The sequence below is a fragment of the Citrobacter koseri ATCC BAA-895 genome (genome assembly GCF_000018045.1).
Classification (GTDB): domain Bacteria; phylum Pseudomonadota; class Gammaproteobacteria; order Enterobacterales; family Enterobacteriaceae; genus Citrobacter_B; species Citrobacter_B koseri.
Genome location: NC_009792.1, coordinates 3,419,570 through 3,445,399, shown reverse-complemented (window position 1 = coordinate 3,445,399; position 25,830 = coordinate 3,419,570). Strand labels below are relative to the sequence as shown.

28 protein-coding genes and 1 tRNA gene are annotated in these 25,830 nt (G+C 51.7%); 9 read left to right on the top strand and 20 right to left on the bottom strand.

Annotated elements, in window-relative coordinates:
- Positions 1-52: 52 nt before the first annotated feature.
- From fimI to aspA, 11 genes are all read right to left on the bottom strand, one after another.
- Entirely contained in the window at positions 53-592 is a 540-nt protein-coding gene (gene fimI, locus CKO_RS15865) for a type 1 fimbrial minor subunit FimI (RefSeq protein WP_012134482.1), read from the bottom strand.
- Between the two features lie 72 nt (positions 593-664).
- Complete coding sequence (gene fimA, locus CKO_RS15860; protein WP_012134480.1) at positions 665-1,213, bottom strand: type 1 fimbrial major subunit FimA; 549 nt, start codon at positions 1,211-1,213, stop codon at positions 665-667.
- A 473-nt stretch (positions 1,214-1,686) separates the two neighbouring features.
- A complete protein-coding gene (locus CKO_RS15855) occupies positions 1,687-2,325 on the bottom strand; it encodes a tyrosine-type DNA invertase (protein ID WP_012134479.1) in 639 nt (212 codons plus the stop codon).
- A 404-nt stretch (positions 2,326-2,729) separates the two neighbouring features.
- Entirely contained in the window at positions 2,730-3,332 is a 603-nt protein-coding gene (locus CKO_RS15850; protein WP_012134478.1) for a tyrosine-type DNA invertase, read from the bottom strand.
- A gap of 664 nt (positions 3,333-3,996) precedes the next feature.
- Positions 3,997-4,407, bottom strand: a complete 411-nt coding sequence (locus CKO_RS15845) for an ASCH domain-containing protein (RefSeq protein WP_012134476.1) — start codon at positions 4,405-4,407, stop codon at positions 3,997-3,999.
- 547 nt (positions 4,408-4,954) lie between these two features.
- A tRNA-Phe gene (locus CKO_RS15840) sits at positions 4,955-5,030 on the bottom strand.
- A gap of 115 nt (positions 5,031-5,145) precedes the next feature.
- Positions 5,146-5,721, bottom strand: a complete 576-nt coding sequence (locus CKO_RS15835; RefSeq protein ID WP_024130805.1) for a transcriptional regulator — start codon at positions 5,719-5,721, stop codon at positions 5,146-5,148.
- A gap of 36 nt (positions 5,722-5,757) precedes the next feature.
- Complete coding sequence (locus CKO_RS15830; RefSeq protein ID WP_012134474.1) at positions 5,758-7,467, bottom strand: protein-disulfide reductase DsbD; 1,710 nt, start codon at positions 7,465-7,467, stop codon at positions 5,758-5,760.
- A complete protein-coding gene (cutA, locus tag CKO_RS15825; protein WP_012134473.1) occupies positions 7,443-7,790 on the bottom strand; it encodes a divalent cation tolerance protein CutA in 348 nt (115 codons plus the stop codon). Before cutA ends, CKO_RS15830 begins: the two co-directional genes overlap by 25 nt.
- A 121-nt stretch (positions 7,791-7,911) precedes the next feature.
- Complete coding sequence (gene dcuA, locus CKO_RS15820; protein WP_012134471.1) at positions 7,912-9,213, bottom strand: anaerobic C4-dicarboxylate transporter DcuA; 1,302 nt, start codon at positions 9,211-9,213, stop codon at positions 7,912-7,914.
- A 114-nt stretch (positions 9,214-9,327) separates the two neighbouring features.
- Entirely contained in the window at positions 9,328-10,764 is a 1,437-nt protein-coding gene (gene aspA / locus CKO_RS15815; RefSeq protein WP_024130804.1) for an aspartate ammonia-lyase, read from the bottom strand.
- 338 nt (positions 10,765-11,102) lie between these two features.
- Between aspA and CKO_RS15805 the strand changes: the two genes are divergently transcribed.
- Complete coding sequence (locus tag CKO_RS15805) at positions 11,103-11,579, top strand: FxsA family protein (RefSeq protein ID WP_012134469.1); 477 nt, start codon at positions 11,103-11,105, stop codon at positions 11,577-11,579.
- Positions 11,580-11,663: 84 nt separating this feature from the next.
- Here the strand turns inward: CKO_RS15805 and yjeH are convergent, their stop codons facing one another.
- Positions 11,664-12,914 carry an L-methionine/branched-chain amino acid transporter gene (yjeH, locus tag CKO_RS15800; RefSeq protein WP_012134468.1) on the bottom strand — a complete coding sequence of 417 codons (1,251 nt, stop codon included), beginning with the start codon at positions 12,912-12,914 and terminating at the stop codon, positions 11,664-11,666.
- A 275-nt stretch (positions 12,915-13,189) separates the two neighbouring features.
- On the opposite strand from yjeH, the gene CKO_RS15795 reads away from it, so the two are divergent.
- The 3 genes from CKO_RS15795 (at position 13,190) to CKO_RS15785 (ending at position 15,786) form a co-directional block, all read left to right on the top strand.
- The gene (locus tag CKO_RS15795; RefSeq protein ID WP_000027827.1) at positions 13,190-13,483 is read left to right on the top strand and encodes a co-chaperone GroES; all 294 of its coding nucleotides are present in this window, start codon (positions 13,190-13,192) and stop codon (positions 13,481-13,483) included.
- Positions 13,484-13,526: 43 nt separating this feature from the next.
- Complete coding sequence (groL, locus tag CKO_RS15790; RefSeq protein WP_012134466.1) at positions 13,527-15,173, top strand: chaperonin GroEL; 1,647 nt, start codon at positions 13,527-13,529, stop codon at positions 15,171-15,173.
- Positions 15,174-15,432: 259 nt separating this feature from the next.
- Positions 15,433-15,786, top strand: a complete 354-nt coding sequence (locus CKO_RS15785; protein ID WP_024130803.1) for a DUF4156 domain-containing protein — start codon at positions 15,433-15,435, stop codon at positions 15,784-15,786.
- Between the two features lie 179 nt (positions 15,787-15,965).
- Here CKO_RS15785 and CKO_RS15780 read toward each other — a convergent pair whose 3' ends face one another.
- Positions 15,966-16,829 carry a YjeJ family protein gene (locus CKO_RS15780; RefSeq protein ID WP_012134463.1) on the bottom strand — a complete coding sequence of 288 codons (864 nt, stop codon included), beginning with the start codon at positions 16,827-16,829 and terminating at the stop codon, positions 15,966-15,968.
- Positions 16,830-17,012: 183 nt separating this feature from the next.
- Positions 17,013-18,041 (bottom strand): EF-P beta-lysylation protein EpmB, encoded by a 1,029-nt coding sequence (gene epmB, locus CKO_RS15775; RefSeq protein ID WP_012134462.1) that lies wholly within the window; start codon positions 18,039-18,041, stop codon positions 17,013-17,015.
- 41 nt (positions 18,042-18,082) lie between these two features.
- Here epmB and efp point away from each other — a divergent pair, with 41 nt between their 5' ends.
- The 3 genes from efp to ecnB all read left to right on the top strand — a co-directional run bounded on the left by efp (position 18,083) and on the right by ecnB (position 19,228).
- Entirely contained in the window at positions 18,083-18,649 is a 567-nt protein-coding gene (gene efp, locus CKO_RS15770; RefSeq protein WP_012134461.1) for an elongation factor P, read from the top strand.
- A 189-nt stretch (positions 18,650-18,838) separates the two neighbouring features.
- On the top strand, positions 18,839-18,973 hold the full coding sequence (ecnA, locus tag CKO_RS15765) for a lipoprotein antitoxin entericidin A (protein WP_024130802.1): 135 nt from the start codon (positions 18,839-18,841) through the stop codon (positions 18,971-18,973).
- A 108-nt stretch (positions 18,974-19,081) separates the two neighbouring features.
- Complete coding sequence (gene ecnB, locus CKO_RS15760) at positions 19,082-19,228, top strand: lipoprotein toxin entericidin B (RefSeq protein ID WP_024130801.1); 147 nt, start codon at positions 19,082-19,084, stop codon at positions 19,226-19,228.
- A gap of 30 nt (positions 19,229-19,258) precedes the next feature.
- Here ecnB and CKO_RS15755 read toward each other — a convergent pair whose 3' ends face one another.
- Positions 19,259-19,858, bottom strand: a complete 600-nt coding sequence (locus tag CKO_RS15755) for a LuxR C-terminal-related transcriptional regulator (RefSeq protein ID WP_024130800.1) — start codon at positions 19,856-19,858, stop codon at positions 19,259-19,261.
- 255 nt (positions 19,859-20,113) lie between these two features.
- Here CKO_RS15755 and sugE point away from each other — a divergent pair, with 255 nt between their 5' ends.
- Positions 20,114-20,431 (top strand): quaternary ammonium compound efflux SMR transporter SugE, encoded by a 318-nt coding sequence (sugE, locus tag CKO_RS15750; protein WP_012134457.1) that lies wholly within the window; start codon positions 20,114-20,116, stop codon positions 20,429-20,431.
- 16 nt (positions 20,432-20,447) lie between these two features.
- On the opposite strand, the gene CKO_RS15745 is transcribed toward sugE, so the two are convergent.
- From CKO_RS15745 to frdA, 5 genes are all read right to left on the bottom strand, one after another.
- Entirely contained in the window at positions 20,448-20,981 is a 534-nt protein-coding gene (locus tag CKO_RS15745; protein ID WP_012134456.1) for a lipocalin family protein, read from the bottom strand.
- Positions 20,982-21,090: 109 nt separating this feature from the next.
- Entirely contained in the window at positions 21,091-21,450 is a 360-nt protein-coding gene (gene frdD / locus CKO_RS15740; RefSeq protein WP_012134455.1) for a fumarate reductase subunit FrdD, read from the bottom strand.
- 10 nt (positions 21,451-21,460) lie between these two features.
- The gene (gene frdC / locus CKO_RS15735) at positions 21,461-21,856 is read right to left on the bottom strand and encodes a fumarate reductase subunit FrdC (RefSeq protein WP_012134454.1); all 396 of its coding nucleotides are present in this window, start codon (positions 21,854-21,856) and stop codon (positions 21,461-21,463) included.
- A 10-nt stretch (positions 21,857-21,866) separates the two neighbouring features.
- Positions 21,867-22,601 carry a fumarate reductase iron-sulfur protein gene (gene frdB, locus CKO_RS15730; RefSeq protein ID WP_012134453.1) on the bottom strand — a complete coding sequence of 245 codons (735 nt, stop codon included), beginning with the start codon at positions 22,599-22,601 and terminating at the stop codon, positions 21,867-21,869.
- A complete protein-coding gene (gene frdA, locus CKO_RS15725) occupies positions 22,601-24,385 on the bottom strand; it encodes a fumarate reductase (quinol) flavoprotein subunit (protein WP_024130799.1) in 1,785 nt (594 codons plus the stop codon). The genes frdB and frdA overlap by 1 nt, the downstream gene beginning before the upstream one ends.
- Before the next feature lie 324 nt (positions 24,386-24,709).
- Here frdA and epmA point away from each other — a divergent pair, with 324 nt between their 5' ends.
- Positions 24,710-25,687: an elongation factor P--(R)-beta-lysine ligase gene (gene epmA / locus CKO_RS15720; RefSeq protein WP_012134451.1), complete on the top strand. Its 978-nt coding sequence runs from the start codon at positions 24,710-24,712 to the stop codon at positions 25,685-25,687.
- The last annotated feature ends 143 nt before the right edge of the window (positions 25,688-25,830 follow it).

Below are 25,830 nucleotides of genomic sequence, written 5' to 3'. Positions count from 1 at the left end.
TCCCCTTTCGTACTCACCGTTGTTTCCTGTTTCCGGCATACCTGCTGGCTAATTACTGATAGGTCAGAGAGAACCAGATTTGAGCATTGGCGGCTCCCCCGGTGACCTGCTTCCCGGTCGCCCGATACTTCGCCACGAAATGAAGCGTGGTGGGGCCGCTATACAACTGCGTCCAGGCGCCCGGCGGGCTGTTGAGTGGAATCAATTGATTGTCTTTATCAAATAAAGCGATGCCTACGCCGGTTGCTATTCCCGGCCCTTCGCCAACTGAAAGCACCTCCGGGTTTTTGCCGTCGGCAACTCCGCGAAATGACACGCCTACGCGCTGACTCACGGCAGTGCTGCAATCCTGTAGATGAATATCGAATGGCACGGGGTTGGCATCTTCCCCTGACGAATGAAACCGATTACTGCTGATCTGCCCCATATTGACCGTCATCTGTTGATCTCCTGCTTCAACGCGGCAGGATTCGGCAATAATGACCCCCTGGAAACGCATGTTTCCCCCGGGCAACGTCACGTTCCAGTGATTGCCAGCCAGTGCCAGCGACGGAAACAGAAATATCAGCAGACCTGATTTCACTCCTTGCATCGTTATCACCCCTGTCCTGTTATGGATAACGGGCCATCCTGGCCCGGAATGCTTCCCTGTCAGACGTTTGAATTACTGGTATTGCACTTTGAAGGTTGCGTCTGCGTTCGCAGTACCGGCAGTTGCTGCGCCAGTTGCGTAGTAACGAGCCTGGAAAGGAATGATGTTAGTACCGTCATTCAGCGTGGTAGCGCTGCTGAAGGTCGCGCCATCCAGCCCCAGAGCGGTGCCAGTTTTGTCGAGGATCTGTACGCCGACGTTAGTCGCGCCGCCTGATGCGGAACTCTGTAGCGCCAGAACGGTAGGGTTGGCGCCATTAACAGCAGTACCTGTGAACGCAACGGAAGCCTGGGTCGCAACGGTCGTGTCGCAATCATCCAGTTGAATGTTGAAACCTACAGCGGAGCTGGTGTTGCCTTCAGCAGCGAGTTTGGCGGAACGAACCTGGCCTAACTGAACTGTCTGATCGATAGAACCGGCATCAACTGCACAAGCGGCGTTAACGATTTCCCCTTTAAAATGCACGGTGCCGCCGTTTACCGTGGTGGTGTCGGCCAGGGCTGCTGTGGAGCTCAGGGACAGTGCTGACAGAACAACGATTGCCAGTGTTTTGATTTTCATGCGGTTTTCCTTTAAACAATGTCGATATTACGAACCGAAACTGGCAGTCGTTGTACCTTCCTGGCATTTCAGGTTTAAGCCGAATAGTTCGACTGCCGATCTTGCGCAGTTTTTACCCAACTGATGAGTCAATTGGGACCATTTTGACTCGTCGCAATAAATTTCTTAATTTCGTTTTTTTATGCGTTGTTCTGGAATTTAATTCTTATTTTTTGGTTTTCTATAGATGAATATATCTGAGGTGATCGTGAGTTATATCAACAAGACAAGTGGAAAGCAGAACTCGACGTGCGGAGAAAAGGTGCGGAAAAAAGGTGAGGATGTATGAAACGTAAAAAAATGTGAGTAAAAAAACAATTTTAAATCAGTTGGATATTTTTTTTTCGCAAAAAAAATGGACTTACAGGTTGCAGAAAATTACAAAATTCCTCTACGATATAGACAGTTTGGTCCCAATTGACTTGTTCAGCGTCTTATTTTTCCTTAGTTATCAATGAACTATATAGTTCATCATTTTTGATCTTCTGTTTTAGTAGCTTTTCCTCTAGCGGATTTACCCTTTCCCATAATCCTGCAAACCGGGCGGCATTACTGGCTGTATAACGTACGGTGTGGCGAATATTTCGGTGACCAAGGTAATCCTGGATTAGACGTGTATCTGTACCTCTTTCAGCAAGTTCATAACCACATGCATGTCGCAGCATATGCGGATGTGTGGTGGTGCTGGTTCCGGCCTTTTGACCAGCAGAACGTATTATACGGTATGCCTGCTGGCGGGAAAGTTGTGAGCCTTTGCGGGAAATAAACACCGCGTTTATTTTCTGCGCTCCTTTCCAGCTCGCACGAACCCGGCTCCAGCATTCAATGGCTTCACACTCATCCGGCATGAGGGGATGAATAGTAGAAAAACCATTTTTCAGTCGGCGGATATTGATCCGACCTTCATAAAGATCAAAATCCCGGTAATGCAGGTTCAGTAGTTCACTTATACGCATTCCATGACGAAAGGCCAGCAGGATAAGGCAATAATCTCGCTCTCCTGTCTGACCATGACGTACGGCTTTCATCATGGCCTGAACTTCTCTGGCAGTAAGAAAACGGCGTCGGTTCATAATATTTCTCCTGGTATCAGAATGATAAAGAGTCAGCTCCAGTGATACGAATAACTGATAGCTAAAGCTAGGGATGTATTATTAATTGCACATATTGACCACTATCCCATTTTATTCTATGAAGCTCACAAAGCCCCATGTCAGTGGGCGACTTCATTCTAAAGATTTCATCAGACATCACAAGAAGACTATTCCGTATATTCTCAGAGGGGAAAAACGTATTCAGCGGGGGAATAACTATTCAGACTATGTCAGAGGTGTCAATTATACTGGTCAGAAAAAATAACACAGGATATAGTGCAGAAACATAAAATAGATAACCATACAGCCAATGCGACTATTACAGTGCCATCCATGGCACATAGCTTTATTCAGACTTATTTACTGTCTATATTTTTCTTTCCTTACAGTCTGCTACAGACATCTCTGTTTTTTGTTTTATTCCAGATGCCATAAAAACGACCAGCGTTACTGGCAGTATACCAGACAGTATGACGAATATTGCGATGGCCAAGGTAATCCTGAATCAGGCGGGTATCTATTCCCATATTTGCCAGAGCAAATCCACAGGAATGGCGAAGCATATGCGGGTGGGCACAAATTGCAAGTTTTGCTTTCTTCCCGGCCCTGGCGATTATCTGATAAAATTGCTGTCTGGAAAGGGGATTGCCTTTACGTGATAAAAACAACCATTCAGTTTCTGAATGTTGGCTTGTAAGGCGAATTTTCAGCCAGGACTTTATCGAACGAATTTCCTCTTCCAGTAAGGGATGGGTAGTTGAGAATCCTTTTTTTAATCGGTAAATATGTATACATTTATCCTTAAGGTCAATATCTGAGATACGCAGACGACATATTTCGCTTGCCCTTAACCCATGAATAAAACACAGCAAAACCAGACAGCGATTACGCACTGCATAGGTTCCTGTACTAACAGCATTAAGAATTAAATTGATTTCATTTTGTGTCATAAACCTGCGTTTCTCTAGTCCATTATTATTTTTCATATCACCTGTTATCCTTTATTTTGCCGACATTCCGCTTATACCTGACTCTCTTCTAATGGATTAAAATCTGCCGAATAATAGCTTTTTCTTCAGGAAATAACCAGGTGTAGTTAAAAATAATGATATGTTCTTAAATTTATGTAGAGTCACAAATGAATAATTAGTCATATGCAGAACTAATTTGTTTTTTGATCTCGTAGATGAATTACATATCCGTAATGACGGGACTATCGCTGTAGTTATCATATGGTAATATGATTAATTTAACTTAAGGGTAATTGAATGGCGAAAAGATAAGGTGAATGAACCACATAAGATTCTACATAAATATATTATTCTCAATGGACTGATTTTTTTCGGCGTGTGCGGTGTATTGTTATTTCAAGAGGCTATTTCACTCTTTCACACAGTTCATTTTTACCGGGGTTGCAGGTTTTCTTCAGTTTGTATATGTCTTTCAATCTTTCTCGCTTTGATATCTACCATTAAGTCAGAACGGTTTGCTGCGGTGCGAAGCCTGTATACACTCTTCATAGGTATTAGCTCAGACTTGATCTGGCTTTGTCACAATACAGAGTTTAATCTAATCTGACAGGCAGCTCTGTGCCAGGAGGAGACGTTGTTATAAATGGCAATTGATAAAACATCAGCCGTTTATCTCGTCTTACAGCATTTCAACCACTTCAAACTCTTCTGCGATCAACTCCATATCTTCAGAAAAATGACCTTCGCGGGTGAAAAACCGCTGATGCTCTTTCTGCCAGTATTCAAGGCTTAAATCGCCTTCACCTTCTTTACGGGCGAACGCCTCAGTCACATCACAAAAACGCACCAGTCGCATTGAAACCAGTCTGATCACGCAGACCGGAACATTCTGGCCATCAAGGATAATGCTATAACTCCCAATCCTCGGGGCAGATTCCTCCTGCTGGTAAGAGGCAAAAGATCCGCAAGAGGCCGTTTTGATCCCTTTTTTGATCAGGTCCGCAAGCTCGCTAGCCAGTTCCGGGCTGTCACCCATTTGCCAGGCATCTACGCCTGGATACTTCATTTTTATTTCCTCAACCGAAACCATTAAAATCCCTTCTTAATCGTCGATGAAAAGAAAAGTTATACATTTTTATTATGAGCTGTCCCGACATTATCAGTGATGCCTTTCTTCAGATAATGTGGTCCGCTTTTCGCTCAGAGCGGATACTCAGGTTTAATAATGCAATACGTTCAGCTCAAGTAGTATTACTACTGATAAATCATTTTATGATGGCGTGGAGGGCGGGGGATTCTGGTAATGGTAAGAAGTGAAAGGGAAAGAAGTGTATGTTGCAGGTGGACGGACTTGTGAAGACCCCCATATGACTAGTGGAGGGCGCATGTTGTCAGATTCCCCCGTTTTCCTCGTGCTTTTGCATCATTATGAACAGTTAGAAATGAAAAGAACCGTAGCTGACCGTAGCTGGAAGTAAGAGATAGGCTTGTCAGAGGGTATATATGTCTTTAAATGCAACGAACATCTAAGAAAATGGCGAGAAATCCAGCAAGCAAATAACGTCCTGCAATGACCAGAAATCTACCGGAACGCCAGAAAGCAAAAAACCAGCCTACGGGCTGGTTTCTTTAAATAGTGGTGCCCGGACTCGGAATCGAACCAAGGACACGGGGATTTTCAATCCCCTGCTCTACCGACTGAGCTATCCGGGCAACGGGGCGCATTAAACCGTAAAGGGGCGCAGGCGTCAACGGCTTTCCATGAAAAAAATGACAAAAGACAGCTGACTGCCTGCTTTTCACGCAAAAAGCGCAAAATTGGCTCTAATTACGTCAACGCGCCGCCCTGACGGCAGCGGGCAAAGCGCAGTATATCCTCCGCCAGACGGTGGGCGGTATCCACATCAGCCTGGCTGCGATTGACCAGCATTCGGCTGAGGCAACCTTCCAGCACCAGTTCCATCTGTTTCGCCACCATCGCTGGGTCGTCAATTTCGAGCGTTGTCAGCAGTTCGTGGGTGAAGTCATGCGCCGCCCGTTTTTGCTGATCGGCCAGTTGGTGAATAGGGTGGGCAGGATCGGGATAAAACGTACAGGCAGCAATAAACAGACAACCAGGATAGCGGTTGTTGCTCACGCACTCCGAAAGCGCGTTATAGCGCGCCAGCAGTTTTTGTTCTGCGGTAAGGGTTTCATCAAGCAAAAGCTGGCGACGCCAGATGTCTACCTGTTGACTCAGATAACGCAGGGCGTCGTACAGAATAGCCTCTTTATCGGGCCAGAAGCGCTGTAACTCATCAAGCGGATAATCAATGCGTTCTGCCACCATTTCAAGCGTGGTGTTTGCTATCCCTTGAACCTCAAGTAATTTCAGGGCTTCTCCCAGGACATCTTCACGTTGCACGGTATTCTCCTCCGTCTTTCCCACAGAAAGTGTCGCTCACGGTTGGCGATCGCGCAAATGTGCGCTAAAGGTCGTCGCATCCATAAAGCCCGTCACTCGCGCATTCGGGTGCTCATGGCCTTGCGCATCAAAAAACAGGATTGTCGGTAAACCCAGCACATTCAGGTGCCTGAGCAAGGCGACATCCTGCGCATTGTTGGCGGTGACATTAGCCTGTAGCAGCACGGTGTCGCCCAGCGTCTGCTGAACCTGCGGATCGCTGAAGGTGTACTTCTCAAACTCTTTACAGGCGACGCACCAGTCGGCGTAGAGATCCAGCATTATCGGCTTTCCTTTTGCCTCTGCCAGCGCCTGATTTAACGCATCGACTGTCGTAATCGGCTTGAAGTTCAGGTGCGCCTGCGTCTGGGCGGTTGTTGCGCCAAACGCCCAGTCCTGTAACGGGCGTACGCTGACCAGCGCCGCCGCCAGCAGGATGATTTGCACAATGCGCATCCCGCTGCGTCTGGCGTGCAGGCTGGTAATAAACGCCCAGCCGAAGAAGGCGACGCCCAGCAGCGACCACAGACGCAGCCCCCACTCGTCGCCGATTACCCGCTCCAGCAAAAAGACCGGCAGCGCGAGGATCACAAAGCCAAAAGCGGTTTTGACGTGTTCCATCCACGGGCCGCTTTTCGGTAGCAGACGGTTGCCAAACACGGTGATCAGAATCAGCGGCAGCCCCATGCCCAGCGCGTAGAGATACAGCGTTCCACCGCCAAGCCACATGTTCCCGCTCTGGGCGATGTACAGCAAAATGGCGCTCAGCGGCGCGGTGGTGCATGGCGAGCAGATAAGCCCGGCAATCGCGCCCATGACAAATACGCCGCCAGGAGAACCGCCCTGCTGACGGTTACTCATCAACGTGAGGCGAGTTTGCAGTGAAGAAGGCAGCTGTAGCGTGAACAGTCCGAACATTGACAGCGCCAGCAGCGTGAAGACCAGCGCAAGGCCGATTAGCACATAAGGGTGCTGGAGCGCCGCCTGGAACTGTAGCCCGGCAGCGGCCACAACCAGCCCCAGCGCGGTGTAGGTGAGCGCCATACCCTGTACGTAGATAAAGGTCAGCAGCAGCGCGCGTCCGGTTGAGAGGCGTTGTTTACCGCCGAGTACAATGCCGGAAATCAGCGGATACATCGGCAGGACGCAGGGCGTAAAGGCGATCCCGATACCAATCAGCAATGCCCACAGCGCGGAGAAAGGCAGCCGGGCGGCAGGTTGCGGCGTCTCTTCCGTTTGCGCCGCGACCGGCGACGGCGTGGATTTAGCCACCGTGCTGGCGCTTACTTCGCTTAACGGCACGGTCTTGGTTTCCGGCGGATAGCAGAAGCCTGCGTCAGCACAGCCCTGATACGTCACGGTTAACGTCGCGCCGGATGCGGCCTGGTTAACGATGAGCGGAATGTTTAAGCGCTTGCGGTAGATTTCGCTTTTGCCATAAAACTCATCTTCATGCCAGACGCCCGCCGGGAGCCGGACTTCGGCAATTTCAGCCTGAGAGGGGGTGATGCTTATCTGTTTGCGGTAAAGATAGTAGCCGTCTTTCACCTGCCAGGAGAGGTTCAGGTCATGTTGATTCTGCTGAAAATCAAAGGAAAAAGCCTGGTCAGCAGGGACAAACTGCGAGCGGCCTGGTGCGTCAAATAATCCGGCGAAGGCGGATGTGCTACACAGCAGCAGGATCAGCGTAAGGATGCGTTGAGCCATGAGAGGTAATCAGTGTCTCCGTGAGTGACGGGTAAAACCAGAAGTTCAGGCGTTTGATACGGGTGATGAGACTTCAGGCATTCAAGAAGCGCTTGTTGGTGCGAAACGGTGGTTTTTAAAATCATCTGCACTTCGTATTCCTGCTCCAGTTTGCCCTCCCAGTAATACAAGGATGTCGCGCCCGGCAGTAACGTGGCGCAGGCGGCCAGTTTTTCCGCCAGCACCTTAGCGGCCAGATCCTGGGCTGTCGCTTCATCCGGCGCGGTACAGAGCACCACGACGGCCTCGGGGATGGAGATATCCTGACTATTATCATCAAGCATAAACACCTCGAAAGAACAGAAAGAGCAGCAAGAGTGTGGTCACTATACAACGGAAGGCGGCGGGATGTTAGTCAAAGCGGAGGTAAGAAAGCGGGGCGCGTATACGCCCCGCGAGGAGAACTTACAGCATGACGCTGCCCAGCAGGAAGCCGAAGCAAACGGCAAGGGCAACACCCAGCGTACCTGGGATAAAGAACGGGTGGTTAAAGACGAATTTACCGATACGGGTTGTACCGGTGTCATCCATCTGAACCGCAGCGACCAGCGTTGGGTAGGTCGGCAGAATGAACAGGCCGGAAACCGCAGCGAAAGACGCGACAGCGGTCAGCGGAGAGACGTTCAGCGCCAGCGCCATTGGCATCAACGCTTTCGCTGTGGCTGCCTGAGAGTACAGCAGAGCGGAAGCAAAGAAGAAGATGACGGCCAGCAGCCACGGATGGCCTTGAATCACGCTACCCGCAGTGTCTTTGATCCAGTCGATGTTGTGAGAAACGAAAGTATCGCCCAACCATGCTACGCCCAGAATACAGATACAGGCGCTCATGCCCGCTTTAAAGGTACTGGAGTTCAGGATGGAGTCCGTTTCGACACGGCAGACGATGGTCGTCAGCGTCGCGACGCTCAGCATGATGATCAGAATCGCGTTGGTGGTGTTCATCAGCGGTGTTGCGACCAGGCCGAGGCTTGGACTGTTGACGATGGCATAAACCACGACGCAGACAACGCCCAGCAGGAACAGCCAGACCGAGGTTTTTGCCATCGGTTTGATTTCAATTTGCTTTTCGCCGCGCAGCTCGATCAGCCCTTCCTCCAGACGTTTGCGGTAAACCGGGTCGTCAGAAAGTTTAGAGTTAAACAGCATTGTGACCAGGAAGGACATCACCAGTACCGCCAGCAGAGTGGACGGAATCACCACGGACAACAGGTGAATATAGCTGATGCCATGACCTTCCATGACGGAAGACATGTACACAACCGCCGCAGAGATAGGCGATGCGGTGATCGCAATCTGTGCGGAAACCACCGCCGTGGAGAGCGGACGGCAAGGTTTGATGCCTTGCTCCTTCGCCACTTCAGCGATAACCGGCAGGGTTGCCAGAGAGATGTTGCCAGTACCGGCAAAGATAGTCAGGAAATAAGTGACGATCGGTGCAAGGATCGTGATGTATTTCGGGTTTTTGCGCAGCAGTTTTTCCGTCTGGTTAACCAGATAGTCCAGACCGCCCGCAACCTGCATTGCGGAGATGGCAGCGATAACCGCCATGATGATGGAAATAACATCGAACGGGATATTCCCTGGTTTAACGCCGATGGCTGCAAGAACCAGAACGCCAAGCCCACCTGCAAATCCAATACCGATGCCCCCAAGTCTGGCACCCAAAAAGATTGCCAGCAAAACGATGATAAGTTCTAAAACTATCATATTAGCCTTCCTTGTTGTTTAACAAGTTGATATTAAATTGTTGTTATTTGGTAACTTATGACAAGAAAAAAGGCACGTCATCTGACGTGCCTCCTGTGTTACTACCCTGTACGATTACTGTTCGCTTTCATCAGTATAACGTTTTGCTTTGTAAGCCGGGTGCATCAGGTTCTGTGCGGAGAAAATATCGTCCAGCTCTGCTTCAGTCAACAGGCCGCGCTCCAGCACCACTTCACGGACGCTCTTACCGGTCTCGGCGCAAATCTTACCAACGATGTCGCCGTTGTGGTGGCCGATGAACGGGTTGAGGTAGGTGACGATGCCGATGGAGTTATAAACGTATCCTTCGCACACTTCTTTGTTTGCGGTAATGCCGTTAATGCATTTTTCCAGCAGGTTGTAGCAGGCATTGCTCAGAATGTGGATAGATTCGAACATCGCCTGGCCGATAACCGGCTCCATTACGTTCAGCTGCAACTGGCCTGCTTCGGCTGCCATCGTTACGGTGGTGTCGTTACCGATGACTTTGAAGCATACCTGGTTAACAACTTCCGGTACTACCGGGTTTACTTTCGCTGGCATGATAGAAGAGCCCGCCTGTAGTTCCGGCAGGTTGATCTCGTTCAGACCCGCGCGTGGGCCTGAGGAGAGCAAACGCAGGTCGTTACAGATTTTGGACATCTTCACAGCCAGGCGTTTCAGCGCGCTGTGTACCATGACATAAGCGCCGCAGTCGGACGTTGCTTCAATCAGGTCTTCTGCCGGTACGCAGGCAAAGCCAGTGACTTCAGCCAGTTTCTGCACCGCCAGCGGAGAGTATTCTTTCGGGGTGTTCAGGCCAGTACCGATTGCCGTCGCGCCGAGGTTAACTTCCAGCAGCAGCTCAGCAGTACGTTCAATGCTTTTCACTTCTTCTTTCAGCAGTACGCTGAAAGCGCGGAATTCCTGGCCGAGAGTCATCGGTACAGCATCCTGCAACTGGGTACGGCCCATTTTCAGGATGTCCTGGAACTCAACGGCTTTACGCTCGAAGCCTTCACGCAACTGATTGATTGCATCAATGAGTTTGACGATAGACGCGTAAACGGCAACACGGAAACCAGTCGGATAGGCGTCGTTGGTGGACTGACATTTATTCACATGGTCGTTCGGGTTCAGGTACTGATATTCACCTTTCTGATGACCCATCAGCTCCAGCCCGATATTGGCCAGCACTTCGTTGGTATTCATGTTGACGGAAGTACCTGCACCGCCCTGGTAAACGTCTACCGGGAACTGGTCCATGCATTTGCCGTTATTCAGGACTTCATCACATGCGGCAATGATGGCGTTGGCCACACTTTTAGGGATGGTTTGCAGCTCTTTGTTGGCCAGGGCCGCTGCCTTTTTCACCATTACCATACCGCGTACAAATTCAGGGATATCGCTGATTTTGTTATTGCTAATGTAGAAGTTTTCAATCGCTCTCAGAGTGTGAACACCATAGTAGGCATCCGCTGGAACTTCCCTGGTACCCAACAAATCTTCTTCGATACGAATGTTGTTTAACATGTGAACCTTCTTTTTCAAGCTGCCAATAATTACATAAACACACAGGATATATGTGGTTTCGAATGTTTCCTGACCGACGATTATCCCCTGCATCGGTCTGATACTCGAGATCATATTCTGCTTCAGGATTTCTACCGTAACCTGGATCACTTAAAGTGTGGGAAGTTACCCCTTATTTATTATTTTGTGAAATAGGTCACCGCTTTGGGATTACCACTAAAAATAAGTGTACAAACAGCTTGAAATTTTGCTAACCGTCTCAACATCTGACGCATGTGAATCGCGCACCCATATCAGACAGACGTGATGAAAACGGCTGTCATTTACAGGAGAGTCCTTTGCGCTGGATACCGTTTATTGCCATCTTTCTCTATGTTTACATTGAGATTTCTATTTTTATCCAGGTTGCCCATGTGCTGGGCGTCCTGATGACGCTGATCCTGGTGATTTTCACCTCGGTCATTGGTATGTCGCTGGTGCGAAACCAGGGTTTCAAGAACTTTTTGTTGATGCAGCAGAAAATGGCGGCTGGCGAAAGTCCGGCGGCGGAGATGATCAAGAGCGTGTCGCTGATCATCGCGGGCCTGCTGCTGGTGCTGCCCGGCTTCTTCACCGACTTCCTGGGGCTGCTTCTTTTATTGCCGCCCGTGCAGAAACACCTGACCATGAAGTTGCTGCCGCATTTGCGTTTTTCCCGTATGCCCGGCGGCGGTTTTAGCGCCGGAACGGGCGGCGGCGAGACGTTTGACGGTGAGTTTCAGCGTAAAGATGACGAGCGTGACCGTTTAGATCATAAAGACGACCGCAAGGATTAAATCAAACGTTGAACCGTAGGCCGGATAAACCGCTTCAGCGGCGCCATCCGGCATAAATGCCCGGTGGCGCTACGCTTACCGGGCCTACGAATGCTGACGCTTAGCCAACCTGCGGGGTAAAAACAGCCACAGCGCCGTCAGCATAATCAACGCGTACAGGCACTTCCATCCCACCATCGCCAGCAATAACAGACACAGCAGAGCGCCAGTCACCGCCAGCGCGCGATAGCGTCCTGCCAGCAACCGACACCCGGCCAGCATACACAGCAAGTAGATCATAATGAAAATGCCGTTGGCATAGACGATCAGCGCGTCGAGATTGATCTCAAGGATGTAAATGCACAATGTGCTGAGTACGCAACAGCCCAGTACGGCGTTCAGCGCATTGCGGGGAACGCGGCGGGCAGAAAGGCGCGCCAGGTAATGGTCTGGCTTGTCCTGCGCCTGTGACCAGACAAGGCGGGCGAAACTCTGGATATAGATATTCAGGCTGGCGAAGCAGGCCAGATAACCAATAATGCAGGCGACCCACAGCGCCTGTACGCCAAATAATCGCACGACGATGTCAGGGAGCGACGCCGCTGCTGCCATTTGCGCGCCGTAGGCGTCAAAATGCAGAACCGCCACCGTACACGCCCAATAAACGGAGCCAGCCAGCAGCAGGCCGATCATCAGCGCGCGCGGGAAATCGCGTTCAGGGTTTTTAAATTCCGATGCCAGATGGGCGAACGCTTCAAGGCCGACAAAGCACCAGAACATAACCGACAGCGCGGCGAACAGGGCGGGCAGCTCAATATCCGCAGGGGCAGGGAATGGAATTTGGTTCGGCTTGAGATCGCCCGCCCACCAGATAGCGACAATCAGCGCCACAATCAGCCCGGCAATGATCGTTTGCAGGTTGGCGCTGGAACTGGCGCCGCGAGAGCCAATGAACCACACCAGCGCCAGCGTGCCGAATTCCGCCAGTAAAAGCTGCCAGCCGTGCCAGCCAAACATCGCCTGACCGAATCCGGCGGCGATATGCAGCGCCGCTGGCAGGCCGACGGGGATGACCGACAGGAACAGCCATCCGGTGACGCGCGCCATTCGCGAACCAAACGCCATCCCGACAAAATACGCCACGCCGCCCGCACTGGGGAAATGACGCCCCAGGATGGCAAAAACAATCGCCACAGGAAAGACTAAAACGATGAGCGCAGGCCAGGCCCACAGGCTGTTATTGCCCGCCACCAGCGCGGCCAGCGCCGGGACGGCAAAGACGCCGGTTCCTAACAGTGATGTCGACAACAGGCCCACGCCCTGAGCCAGTCCCAGCTCTTGTTTTAGTCCACTCATGAGTCACTATCCGGTTACGCCCAATTTTTGGGCAACTGCGCAGATTTTCGATGGTAACACAATCGGATTTACTTATGACGGGCCGCCTTAAATCGTTATGAAATGTGAGGTGACCTACCGTTTTCGCGCGATTTTCTGCTGATAAGAATTTTTTTTCATCTGCCCCCTTGAAGGGGCAAAAACCCATCCCCATCTCTCTGGTCACTAGCCGGGAAACCGTTCACGGGCCGGCGTCACCCATAACTGATAAAGACTTTCTCAAAGGAGAGCTATCAATGAGTATTCGTCCGTTACATGATCGTGTGATCGTCAAACGTAAAGAAGTTGAATCCAAATCTGCTGGCGGCATTGTTCTGACCGGTTCCGCAGCGGGTAAATCAACGCGTGGCGAAATCATCGCTGTCGGTAAGGGTCGCATCCTGGATAACGGTACTGTGCAGCCGCTGGACGTTAAGGTTGGCGACATCGTTATTTTCAACGATGGCTATGGTGTGAAATCTGAGAAGATCGACAATGAAGAAGTGTTGATCATGTCTGAAAGCGACATTCTGGCAATTGTTGAAGCGTAATCCGCGAACGACACTGAACATACGAATTTAAGGGAAAGAGAAAATGGCAGCTAAAGACGTAAAATTCGGTAACGACGCTCGTGTGAAAATGCTGCGCGGCGTAAACGTACTGGCAGACGCAGTGAAAGTGACCCTCGGTCCGAAAGGCCGTAACGTGGTTCTGGATAAATCTTTCGGTGCGCCGACCATCACTAAAGATGGTGTTTCCGTAGCGCGTGAAATCGAGCTGGAAGACAAGTTCGAAAACATGGGCGCGCAGATGGTGAAAGAAGTTGCCTCTAAAGCGAACGACGCGGCAGGCGACGGCACCACCACCGCGACCGTACTGGCTCAGTCCATCATCACTGAAGGTCTGAAAGCCGTTGCTGCGGGCATGAACCCGATGGATCTGAAACGTGGTATCGACAAAGCGGTTGCTGCTGCGGTTGAAGAACTGAAAACCCTGTCCGTACCGTGCTCTGATTCTAAAGCCATTGCTCAGGTTGGTACTATCTCCGCTAACTCCGACGAAACCGTAGGTAAACTGATCGCTGAAGCGATGGACAAAGTCGGTAAAGAAGGCGTGATCACCGTTGAAGACGGTACCGGTTTGCAGGATGAGCTGGACGTGGTTGAAGGTATGCAGTTCGACCGTGGCTACCTGTCTCCTTACTTCATCAACAAGCCGGAAACTGGCGCAGTAGAACTGGAAAGCCCGTTCATCCTGCTGGCTGATAAGAAAATCTCTAACATCCGCGAAATGCTGCCGGTTCTGGAAGCCGTTGCGAAAGCAGGCAAACCGCTGCTGATCATCGCTGAAGATGTGGAAGGCGAAGCGCTGGCTACGCTGGTGGTTAACACCATGCGCGGCATCGTGAAAGTGGCGGCGGTTAAAGCGCCGGGCTTCGGTGATCGTCGTAAAGCGATGCTGCAAGATATCGCAACCCTGACCGGTGGTACTGTTATCTCTGAAGAGATCGGTATGGAGCTGGAAAAATCTACCCTGGAAGACCTGGGTCAGGCAAAACGCGTTGTGATCAACAAAGACACCACCACCATCATTGATGGCGTGGGTGAAGAGTCTGCGATCCAGGGCCGTGTCACTCAGATCCGTCAGCAGATCGAAGAAGCCACTTCCGATTACGACCGTGAAAAACTGCAAGAGCGCGTAGCGAAACTGGCAGGCGGTGTTGCGGTTATCAAAGTTGGCGCTGCGACCGAAGTTGAAATGAAAGAGAAAAAAGCACGCGTTGAAGATGCCCTGCACGCGACCCGTGCTGCGGTTGAAGAAGGCGTAGTTGCCGGTGGTGGCGTTGCGCTGATTCGCGTCGCGTCTAAAATTGCGGAACTCAAAGGCCAGAACGAAGACCAGAACGTGGGTATCAAAGTTGCGCTGCGCGCAATGGAATCCCCGCTGCGTCAGATCGTGCTGAACTGCGGCGAAGAACCGTCTGTTGTGGCTAACACCGTTAAAAGCGGCGACGGCAACTACGGTTACAACGCAGCAACCGAAGAATACGGCAACATGATCGATATGGGTATCCTGGACCCGACCAAAGTAACCCGTTCTGCTTTGCAGTACGCGGCATCCGTGGCTGGTCTGATGATCACTACCGAGTGCATGGTAACTGACCTGCCGAAAGGCGATGCTCCTGACTTAGGCGCAGCCGGTGGCATGGGCGGTATGGGTGGAATGGGCGGCATGATGTAATTGCCCACACCCTGCATCCTTCAGGCCGCAGGTGCGTTGGTTGCGTTTGCTAACCCCAGTCACTTACTTGAGTAAGCTTCTGGGGATTAACAAACTGGCCGCCTTCCTGCAACCAGAATGATTTGGGGGCTCATCTCCCAGAATTTAGAAACCCCCGGGCAGAAATGTTCGGGGGTTTTTCTTTTGGTCATCTTTTTAGTATAAGATTCAGACATGGACGACGTGAGTGGCGTCCAGCTCATTGATTATGGGGAATAACATGCACGTAAAATATTTAGCAGGGATCGTCGGTGCTGCGCTGCTGATGGCGGGTTGTAGCTCCAGCAACCAACTGACCGCTGCCGGGCAAAGTGTGCGTTTTGTGGAAGACAAGCCTGGCGCAGAGTGCCAGTTGATCGGCACTGCGACCGGTAAGCAAAGCAACTGGCTTTCTGGTCAGCACGGTGAAGAGGGCGGCTCCATGCGTGGTGCAGCGAACGACCTGCGTAACCAGGCCGCGGCAATGGGCGGAAATGTGATTTATGGCGTCAGCAGCCCAACGCAGGGAATGTTGTCCAGCTTTGTCCCGACCGCCAGTGAAATGAACGGTCAGGTTTATAAGTGCCCTAACTGATTACACTTCATTCTTCAACCTGCCTCTTTGTTGGCTGCGCTGTGAAACCCCAGTCACATAGTTATCTGTGCTGCTGGGGATTTCTTTGCTTGCCGCGGCGATGCAGGTTGAATGATTTTGTGTAATACAGTGGGTCTATACAGGCGCATGTGGTCGTAGGCCGGATAAGCGCAGCGCCATCAGGCGTTTTTCGCTTTCTCAACCGACTGCACGCGTAAATGATGCAACGCGCGCAGGCACTGCTCCTGAGTGAGTTTGTGCGTCTTATCAGCGGTTAGCGTTCTGACAAACACCTGGCACGGTTTCCCGGCCAGCTTCTTCAGCCGTGGGCTGAAATCAAGCAGTCGGCGTGAAATGGCCTCTGCCTCTTTGCTGCCAGAAGGGGTGCGGTTTTTCACCACGGCGCCGCTAAAATGTGTTTTACCTGTCTCATCGGTATAACGATAGAGCACCGCCAGATAATGGCTGAAGAGATTGTGCTTCCATTCAGGTTGCGCGTAGGCGTCATATTCCAGATTACCGTTATCCAGACAGTCGGCATCATATAATGGCAGAAAATCCAGTAGTGATGTAATACGCAGCACCAGCTCACGCATACCGGCATTATCTATAGCGCGAATAATTGCGCGCACCAGAACGTCAATCTGTAATTCATTAATCATCAGCTCACATGTTTTACCGTCATGCAGCGTAAAAGAAAGCATGATGTTTTCGCTCTGGTCGTCTACCAGCGTTAATGTATTCACCCGGCGATTAATATCTGCGTTTTTGAGTTCCTCTTCCTGAATGGCCGGAATGCTCTCAAGCATTTTTTTACTGACTCTATCCCGTGCTTTTTCATATTGTTGGCGAGCGTTGGGGGACAGATGATGCTTCTGGTGCAGCCGGCTTTCCAGAGCGAACAGCAGATCTCTTAATTCCAGCGCCGTCAGAAAAAACAACGACTCTTTATTCCTCGGTTCTTTTATTTTTAATGCCAGCGCAATAAACTCATTCGCTTTTCGAATAACGCCTGTATTAACGCCTTTGATACTCATCGCCATAAAGGTTCTCCCTAACCAATTATTAATCAGGTAACTTAATTTGAATCAATATATAATTTTGAAATATATTCGGTGTGTTATGTTATTAAAATAACATAATATGGAAAGCGTCGCGCTATATGAACGGATTCAAATAAGCGATTTTAAGGGCGAGTGTCCGAAACCGGACACTCGTTTGAACAATTATTGCTGGCGTAACTGCAAATCTAATGGTGTTTTGCTCGGCTCCCCGCCAATTTCACGCGCCAGTCTGGGCACCATATAACCGGATACCCGCGTCAGCAGTTCACGCATAATTCGCCGCGCTTCATCGTCGCTCACCATGAAATGCGCCGCGCCCTGAACTTTATCCAGCACATGCAGGTAGTAGGGCATGACGCCGGCGTCAAACAGCGCATTGCTGAGGTTTGCCAGCGTTTGCGCGTTATCGTTCACCCCGCGTAGCAGTACGCTCTGGTTGAGCAGGGTAACACCCGCGTTGCGTAGCGTCGTCATGGCCTGACGGAACGTGTCGTCAATTTCGTTGGCGTGGTTGATGTGATTCACCAGCAGAATTTGCAGAGAAGAGCGCGCAAAGCGGGCTGCCAGCCCATCCGTAATGCGCGCGGGGATCACGATCGGCAAACGACTGTGGATACGCAGCCGTTTGATGTGCGGGATCGCTTCCAGTTGCGTAAGCAACCAGTCCAGTTCGTGATCTTTCGCCATCAAAGGATCGCCGCCGGAGAAGATGATCTCATCCAGTTCAGGGTGTGCGGCGATGTAGTCCAGCGCGACCTGCCAGTTGCGTTTGTTGCCCTGATTATCCGCATACGGGAAGTGGCGACGGAAGCAGTAGCGGCAATTTACCGCGCATCCGCCTTTTACCAGCAGCAACGCACGGTTGCGGTATTTGTGCAGTAATCCGGGCACGACGCTGTGCTGCTCTTCCAGCGGGTCGGTGGAAAAACCGGGGGCGGTTACGAATTCGTCCTGCGAGGTAAGTACCTGACGCAGAAGCGGATCGTTGGGATTGCCTTTCTCCATACGCGCGATGAAAGATCGCGGTACGCGCAGGGCGAACAGGCGTTTGGCGTCGCGTCCGGCCAACAGTTTTTCATCTGCGTCTATATTCAAAAGATGCAGTAGTTCATCGGGATTGGTCACAACATCGGCAAGTTGCGCTAACCAATCTTCTCTGGATGGGGTATTTAGGGTTACAATATGCGCCATTTTGTGGCTTAGCTACCAGTTAACAATTTTCAGAGGGCCTTATGGCAACGTACTATAGCAACGATTTTCGTGCTGGTCTTAAAATCATGTTGGACGGCGAACCTTATGCGGTTGAAGCCAGTGAATTCGTTAAACCGGGTAAAGGCCAGGCATTCGCACGCGTTAAACTGCGCCGCCTGCTGACCGGCACTCGTGTAGAGAAAACCTTCAAATCCACCGACTCTGCTGAAGGTGCTGATGTTGTCGATATGAACCTGACTTACCTGTACAACGACGGTGAGTTCTGGCACTTCATGAACAACGAAACGTTCGAACAACTGTCTGCTGACGCCAAAGCGATCGGCGACAGCGCGAAATGGCTGCTGGATCAGGCTGAGTGCATCGTGACCCTGTGGAACGGCCAGCCGATCACCGTGACCCCGCCGAACTTTGTTGAACTGGAAATCGTAGATACCGATCCCGGCCTGAAAGGCGATACCGCAGGTACTGGCGGCAAACCGGCTACGCTGTCTACTGGCGCAGTGGTTAAAGTTCCGCTGTTCGTCCAGATTGGCGAAGTGATCAAAGTGGATACGCGCTCTGGCGAATACGTATCCCGCGTTAAATAAGACGCTGACATTAAGATTGATGACAACGTCTGAAATGCCCGATGGCGCAAGTTTATCGGGCCTACGGCGACTGCGTGACGCATGGGTATTACCGCCATCCGGTAAAACAGACGTGGAGTTTGTCAGCAATTTGCTAAGTTGAATTTATGGTGCGGCATTGAGCTGCGCCATACCTTTTCCAGGGCAGGAATGATGAAACGTCTTATCAGTCTTGTAGCACTCATTCTTTTCACCGGCGCGTTGCTGACGGGGTGTAATACCGCGCGTGGCTTTGGTGAAGACATCAAACATCTCGGCAATTCTATCTCTCACGCTGCCAGCTAATTATTTCCAGGTGTCTTAAAAAATCGTCGAACGCCCGTCACATTGCGGGATCTTGTCTATGCTTAAGTGGCTATACACAAACAACATTGGCTAGAAAAGGAAGACGTTATGGTTAAGAAAACAATTGCAGCGATCTTTTCTGTTTTGGTGCTTTCTTCCGTGCTAACTGCGTGTAATACAACACGCGGCGTTGGGCAGGATATCTCTGAAGGCGGCAGCGCCATTTCAGGCGCCGCGACCAGAGCCCAGCAATAAATGTGAACGGTACGGCGTGGCGTCGTACCGTTAATTGATTTGCTCCGGTAAGGATAAAAACGGCGAGTAGCGATTATCCATATGCAATTTCATGCGGATATTGCGTTTGTAGGTGTAGACCGTTTTGCCGTGAATACCGAGCGCAGCCGCGATTGCGTTGTTTCCCGCACCTTCCATCCACATTGTCAGCACCTTTTCCTCCTGCGGCGTAAGCAGCGGCGTGGCGGTTTTTGGCGTGTCAGTAACGGACTGGGCAAGCAGCACGTCCTGAATATTCCGCGATAGCTCATGCAGCGTGGCCTGTTTCGACACTACGGCATGAACCTGATACAGCGGGTCGCTATCGGCCTGGTACTGTACGCCGCCTGATTGCAGCAAAATTAAAGGCGTGGCTCCGCAGGCCATCAGGAGCGGCGCTGCTGGCTTAAAAGAGTGGCTGTAGTTGAAAAAACTATATAAGTCAGCGATAACCAGATGAGGTTTCCACTGGGAAATATGCTCTTTTGCCAGTAGCAGGTTATTCAACCCTGATACCAGGAACGAAGAATCAAATAAGCCAGAATGATTAAGCCAGGCCTCTATCCCCGTGCGGGTGAAATGGCAGCGGTCAATCACTAAAATTTTTAACATAAACTTTCCGCATCCAGAAGTAGGCGATGGCTTCCTGACCTCAGAAAGCGTCTCATCATAGAGAAGTCCGATGAGCGTCGAATGCGTGAACTGCGCTGCGAATTGCGCCCAATTCATGCTTTTGCAACGGCGGAAAATAAAAGGGTTGAATTTGATTTTTTCACAGGCAAAAATGCTTTCTCACACCTCTGCTTTGCAGGACGACCTGCAAATGTATCTTTCACCGGGGACGGCCCCATTTTTCTGGAGCCAGATATGTCCTGGATAATTTTGTTCATTGCGGGTCTGCTTGAAGTCGTTTGGGCGGTTGGCCTGAAATATACCCACGGATTCAGTCGCCTGACGCCCAGCGTCATTACCATTGCAGCGATGATTGTCAGTATGGCGCTGTTGTCATGGGCGATGAAAACCCTGCCTGTCGGTACTGCCTATGCGGTCTGGACGGGTATTGGCGCGGTAGGGGCGGCCATCACCGGTATTTTGCTGCTTGGCGAATCCGCCAGTCCTGCGCGTCTGGCGAGCCTTGCGCTGATCGTAGCGGGGATTATTGGGCTGAAGCTCAGCGCTCACTAATCCTCCGGGAAAAGCGTTAAGCTCCGGGTTGTTTTACCCAGATTAATTTACTGACATCAAACCCTTCCCGGGTCGCGACGGCCAGCATCTGCTGCTTCATCTCTTCGGAGAGCGTCGGCGTGCGTGAGAGTATCCACAGGTAGTCGCGATCCGGGCCGCACACCAGCGCATGGCGGTACTCTCTGTCGATCGCAATGACGTTATACCCGCCGTAGAAAGGGCCGAAGAACGATACTTTCAGCGCGGCGCGGCTGGGGTCGCCCGTAAACCAGGCTTTCCCTTCTGTTTTCTGCCACATGCCCCTGTCCGGGTTGTAGCCTTTGTTGAGGACGTTCAGGCCACCGTCGTCCCGCAGACTGTAGGTTGTCGTCACTTTTTCAAGACCACTTTCAAAGCGGTGATCGAAACGCGCGATTTCATACCAGGTGCCAGTGTAGCGTCTGGCATCAAAGTCAGTGACAACGGTAACGCCCCTGGGCGGGACAGGCGTGCTACACGCGACGACCAGAAACGCAGCGGTAACGGCGGCAACGACAGGCAGCAGGCGCATGGGATTTTCCTTAGCGGTTTTTTCTAAGTGTAGAACCTGGCGAGAAAAATAAGGGAGAAGGGGAAATAAAAAAACGCCCTCTTATCGTGCAGATAAGAGGGCGTATGGCTTAGATTGTGAGGATGCCGATTGCCGTGACAACGGTCAGAATCGCCGCCAGACCGTAGAATACCCATTTGCCGCTTGGCACATGGATTTTCAGGTCATGCATCGCATGGTGCATACGGTGTAAACCGCACCACAGCGGCAGGACGATCATCAGGAACAGGAACGCGCGGCCAATGAAGCTCTGGGCGAACGCCAGTACGCGTTCATAGCTCAGCGCATCGCCCGGGAAAAGTCCCAGCGGCAGCAGAATACCCACCAACAGAACCATTACCGGCGCAATAATCGCGCCCCACATACCACCTGCACCGAACAGGCCCCAGAATACGGGTTCGTCAGAGCGTTTTGGATTTGGATTAATCATCCCGGACTCCTTACCAGTACAGGGCAACATACAGTATGACTACGGTGACAACCGCAGTAACAACCCAGAGACCTTTAATGATTGGCTCTGGCCCCATTTTTTCGTCTTTAACAATGATGTTGGCGGCTTTTGGCGCCAGCTCAAACCAGGTTTTGGTGTGCAGCAAGGCTGCCGCCAGGGCGATCAGGTTTAAGATCACCACTACCGGGTTTTGCAGGAAGCCAACGAAGCCCATCCAGGATTCCGCGCCATGTTTGAGGGCAAACAGGCCGAAGATCAGTTCAATGCTGAACCAGACTGCCGGAACCGCCGTGCCTTCGCGCAGCATGTAAAAGCGATAAAACGGCAGTTTTTTCCACCAGGTGGACGTCATTGGCCGCACATAGGCTTTGCGTTTAGTCGTCATGTTGCACTCCTTAGCGTGGTTTCAGGGTGGCGATAAGAAAGTCTTTCGAACTTTCCACTTTACCCTGCTGAATGGCCGCAGCCGGATCGACGTGTTTCGGACAGACTTCGGAGCAGTAGCCCACGAAGGTACAGGTCCATACGCCGTTCTGACCGTTTAACTGCGCCATACGCTCCTTCTTACCGTGGTCGCGGCTGTCTTCGTTATAACGATGCGCCAGCGTGATCGCAGCCGGGCCGATGAACTCAGGGTTCAGGCCGAATTGCGGGCACGCGGCGTAGCACAGACCACAGTTGATGCAACCGGAGAACTGGTGATACTTCGCCATCTGCGCCGGGGTCTGGGTGTTTGGCCCCTGATCCGGCGTACGCGGGTTGCCGATGATGTACGGCTTGATCGCTTCCAGGCTCTCGATAAAGTGCGTCATATCGACGACCAGATCGCGTTCGATCGGGAAGTTCCCCAGGGCTTCAACCTTCATACCCTTGGTGTAATCACGCAGGAAGGTTTTGCACGCCAGTTTTGGCACGTTGTTGACCATCATGCCGCAAGAACCGCAGATTGCCATACGGCAGGACCAGCGGTAGCTCAGGTCTGGCGCCAGGTTATCTTTGATGTAGCCTAACGCATCCAGCAGCGACGTCGCTTCATCGTAAGGCACTTCGTAGAAAGCACTGTGCGGCGCGGTGTCGGTTTCCGGGTTATAGCGCACCACCTCAATTTTCAGGTTTTTCATCTCAGACATTACGCCTTCTCCTTCTTATCGGCGGCTTCCGCTTCAGCGCCATACACACGTTTTGCCGGTGGCAGAGTGGTGATTTTCACGTCGCTGTATTCCAGGCGAGTTGTGCCATCAGCATCGCGGAAGGCGAGGGTATGTTTGAGGAAGTTGACGTCGTCACGCTCGGTGCAGCCTTCGTCCAGACGTTGGTGAGCGCCGCGTGATTCTTTACGTGCCAGCGCGGAGTGCGCCATACATTCCGCTACGTTCAGACCATGACCCAGCTCGATGGTGTACAGCAGGTCGGTGTTGAATACGCTGGAGGTATCGGTGATACGAACACGTTTGAAGCGTTCCTGCAACTCCGCCAGCTTATCCACGGTTTTCTGCATGAGTTCCGGCGTACGGTAGATACCGCAACCTTCTTCCATCGACAGGCCCATTTCATCGCGGATTTTCGCCCAGTTCTCGTTGCCTTCCTGGTTAACGAGGTCTTTCAGACGTTGTTCAACGCCCGCAACCTGCGCGTCAAGCGCGGCGTCGTTAGCCGTGCCTGCGGTTGAGGCGCGTTCCATTGCTTGTTCGCCCGCCAGACGGCCAAAGACCACCAGTTCCGCCAGAGAGTTAGAACCCAGACGGTTAGCGCCGTGCAGACCTACGGAGGAGCACTCGCCAACGGCAAACAGACCTTTAATGCGGGTTTCGCAATTCTGATCGGTTTCGATGCCGCCCATGGTGTAGTGCGCGGTCGGACGAACCGGAATCGGCTCTTTAACCGGATCGACACCCACGTAGGCTTTCGCCAGTTCGCAGATGAACGGTAAACGTTCGAGCAGTTTTTTCTCGCCCAGATGGCGCAGGTCGAGGTGAACCACATCGCCACGCGGCGTGGAAATGGTGTTGCCTTTGCGCCATTCGTGCCAGAACGCCTGAGACACTTTGTCGCGCGGCCCCAGTTCCATGTATTTGTTTTTCGGCTCGCCAAGCGGTGTTTCCGGGCCCATGCCGTAATCCTGCAAATAGCGGTAGCCATTTTTGTTGACCAGAATACCGCCTTCACCACGGCAGCCTTCGGTCATCAGGATACCGGAACCCGGCAGACCGGTCGGGTGATACTGAACGAATTCCATATCACGCAGCGGTACGCCGTGGCCCAGCGCCATGCCCATACCGTCGCCGGTCACGATGCCGCCGTTGGTGTTGTAGCGATACACGCGGCCTGCGCCGCCGGTAGCCATCACCACCGCGTTGGCGCGGATCTGCACAAGCGTGCCTTCCATCATGTTCATGGCCACGAGGCCACGGGCATGACCGTCATCGACCAGGATATCCAGGACGAAGTGTTCATCAAAGCGTTGGATTTGTGGGAACTGCAAAGAGGTCTGGAACAGGGTATGCAGCATATGGAAGCCGGTTTTATCCGCGGCAAACCAGGTACGCTCAATTTTCATACCGCCGAAACGACGTACGTTGACGCTGCCGTCCGGGCGGCGGCTCCACGGGCAACCCCATTGCTCAAGTTGCGTCATTTCAGTTGGACAATGGTGGACAAAGTAATCCACGACATCCTGTTCACACAGCCAGTCTCCGCCCGCTACCGTATCGTGAAAATGGTAGTCAAAGCTGTCATGATCCTGGGCGACAGCGGCTGAACCCCCTTCGGCAGCAACGGTGTGGCTGCGCATCGGGTACACTTTTGAGATCAGTGCGATTTTAGCGTTAGGATTCGCCTGCGCGGCAGCTATTGCAGCACGTAATCCCGCGCCACCGGCGCCTATAATGGCAAGATCGGCTTGAAAGGTTTGCACGACATTCCTCCAGATTGTTGTTATTTCGTCCCCGTACACCATCAGATTGAACTCCTGATTGATGCGGGTTGCGAACGCGTTTCCACTGCTCCTTTATAGGTACAACAGTATAGTCTTACGGATGTGAGGGAAATTTGACGTGTTCGATTTTTTTAGCGCATCAACGGGTCGATTTATCATTGATTCTGATTAATTTAATTACTAAACCACCTGGCTTCACTTTTTTTACTTTTCCGGCGGAGCGCATTATTCCCGCACAAAATTTGTTTCACTGGCGTGTTACGAGTAGACTTCGTGCCCTTGTCTTAAATCGGAGAAAGTACCATGAGCGAAACGGCAACCTGGCAGCCGAGCGCGTCCATTCCTAACCTGTTAAAACGTGCGGCAATTATGACGGAGATCCGTCGTTTCTTTGCCGATCGTGGAGTGCTGGAGGTTGAGACGCCCTGCATGAGCCAGGCGACGGTAACGGACATTCATTTGTTCCCGTTCGAAACGCGTTTCGTCGGCCCAGGCCACTCTCAGGGCATGAACCTTTATCTGATGACCAGCCCGGAATACCACATGAAACGCCTGCTGGTGGCGGGATGCGGCCCGGTTTTCCAGCTGTGCCGTAGCTTTCGCAACGAAGAGATGGGGCGTCATCACAACCCGGAATTCACCATGCTGGAGTGGTATCGTCCCCACTACGACATGTACCGTTTGATGAACGAAGTGGACGACCTGCTGCAACAGGTGCTGGAATGTCAACCTGCGGAGAGTCTTTCTTACCAGCAGGTGTTTCAGCGCCATCTGGAGATTGATCCGCTGTCTGCGGATAAAACTCAACTGCGCGAAGCGGCGGCGAAGCTGGATTTAAGCAATATCGCGGATACCGAAGAAGATCGCGATACGCTGCTGCAACTGCTGTTTACTATGGGCGTGGAACCGCACATTGGCAAAGAGAAGCCGACGTTTGTGTACCATTTTCCGGCAAGCCAGGCATCGCTGGCGCAAATCAGCACTGAAGACCATCGGGTGGCTGAACGCTTCGAGGTTTACTTCAAAGGTATTGAGCTGGCGAATGGTTTCCACGAACTGACGGATGCGCGCGAGCAGCAACAACGCTTCGAGCAGGATAACCGTAAGCGCGCCGCGCGAGGCTTACCGCAGCAGCCTATCGATAACAATCTGCTGGAGGCGCTGAAGGTGGGGATGCCTGACTGTTCCGGCGTGGCGCTGGGCGTGGATCGTCTGGTGATGCTGGCGCTGGGGGCGGAAAGCCTCGCTGAGGTTATCGCTTTTACCGTTGATCGGGCATAAATCCGAAAACCCCTCTTTTGTGAAACAAAATGGCGCAATTAGCGCCATTTTGTAGCACATTTTTTCAATTCCCCTCTTATAGCCACAATATAAGTCTGGATGTTTGATACCATTCAGGTATCAATTCTGTGTTGATTTTTATT

Bases quoted from the DNA above. Each gene is read 5' to 3' on its own strand.
- fimI (WP_012134482.1), bottom strand. From the start codon at position 592: ATGCAAGGAGTGAAATCAGGTCTGCTGATATTTCTGTTTCCGTCGCTG.
- fimA (WP_012134480.1), bottom strand. From the start codon at position 1,213: ATGAAAATCAAAACACTGGCAATCGTTGTTCTGTCAGCACTGTCCCTG.
- CKO_RS15855 (WP_012134479.1), bottom strand. From the start codon at position 2,325: ATGAACCGACGCCGTTTTCTTACTGCCAGAGAAGTTCAGGCCATGATG.
- CKO_RS15850 (WP_012134478.1), bottom strand. From the start codon at position 3,332: ATGAAAAATAATAATGGACTAGAGAAACGCAGGTTTATGACACAAAAT.
- CKO_RS15845 (WP_012134476.1), bottom strand. From the start codon at position 4,407: ATGGTTTCGGTTGAGGAAATAAAAATGAAGTATCCAGGCGTAGATGCC.
- CKO_RS15830 (WP_012134474.1), bottom strand. From the start codon at position 7,467: ATGGCTCAACGCATCCTTACGCTGATCCTGCTGCTGTGTAGCACATCC.
- cutA (WP_012134473.1), bottom strand. From the start codon at position 7,790: ATGCTTGATGATAATAGTCAGGATATCTCCATCCCCGAGGCCGTCGTG.
- dcuA (WP_012134471.1), bottom strand. From the start codon at position 9,213: ATGATAGTTTTAGAACTTATCATCGTTTTGCTGGCAATCTTTTTGGGT.
- aspA (WP_024130804.1), bottom strand. From the start codon at position 10,764: ATGTTAAACAACATTCGTATCGAAGAAGATTTGTTGGGTACCAGGGAA.
- yjeH (WP_012134468.1), bottom strand. From the start codon at position 12,914: ATGAGTGGACTAAAACAAGAGCTGGGACTGGCTCAGGGCGTGGGCCTG.
- CKO_RS15795 (WP_000027827.1), top strand. From the start codon at position 13,190: ATGAGTATTCGTCCGTTACATGATCGTGTGATCGTCAAACGTAAAGAA.
- groL (WP_012134466.1), top strand. From the start codon at position 13,527: ATGGCAGCTAAAGACGTAAAATTCGGTAACGACGCTCGTGTGAAAATG.
- CKO_RS15785 (WP_024130803.1), top strand. From the start codon at position 15,433: ATGCACGTAAAATATTTAGCAGGGATCGTCGGTGCTGCGCTGCTGATG.
- CKO_RS15780 (WP_012134463.1), bottom strand. From the start codon at position 16,829: ATGGCGATGAGTATCAAAGGCGTTAATACAGGCGTTATTCGAAAAGCG.
- epmB (WP_012134462.1), bottom strand. From the start codon at position 18,041: ATGGCGCATATTGTAACCCTAAATACCCCATCCAGAGAAGATTGGTTA.
- efp (WP_012134461.1), top strand. From the start codon at position 18,083: ATGGCAACGTACTATAGCAACGATTTTCGTGCTGGTCTTAAAATCATG.
- ecnA (WP_024130802.1), top strand. From the start codon at position 18,839: ATGATGAAACGTCTTATCAGTCTTGTAGCACTCATTCTTTTCACCGGC.
- ecnB (WP_024130801.1), top strand. From the start codon at position 19,082: ATGGTTAAGAAAACAATTGCAGCGATCTTTTCTGTTTTGGTGCTTTCT.
- CKO_RS15755 (WP_024130800.1), bottom strand. From the start codon at position 19,858: ATGTTAAAAATTTTAGTGATTGACCGCTGCCATTTCACCCGCACGGGG.
- sugE (WP_012134457.1), top strand. From the start codon at position 20,114: ATGTCCTGGATAATTTTGTTCATTGCGGGTCTGCTTGAAGTCGTTTGG.
- CKO_RS15745 (WP_012134456.1), bottom strand. From the start codon at position 20,981: ATGCGCCTGCTGCCTGTCGTTGCCGCCGTTACCGCTGCGTTTCTGGTC.
- frdD (WP_012134455.1), bottom strand. From the start codon at position 21,450: ATGATTAATCCAAATCCAAAACGCTCTGACGAACCCGTATTCTGGGGC.
- frdC (WP_012134454.1), bottom strand. From the start codon at position 21,856: ATGACGACTAAACGCAAAGCCTATGTGCGGCCAATGACGTCCACCTGG.
- frdB (WP_012134453.1), bottom strand. From the start codon at position 22,601: ATGTCTGAGATGAAAAACCTGAAAATTGAGGTGGTGCGCTATAACCCG.
- epmA (WP_012134451.1), top strand. From the start codon at position 24,710: ATGAGCGAAACGGCAACCTGGCAGCCGAGCGCGTCCATTCCTAACCTG.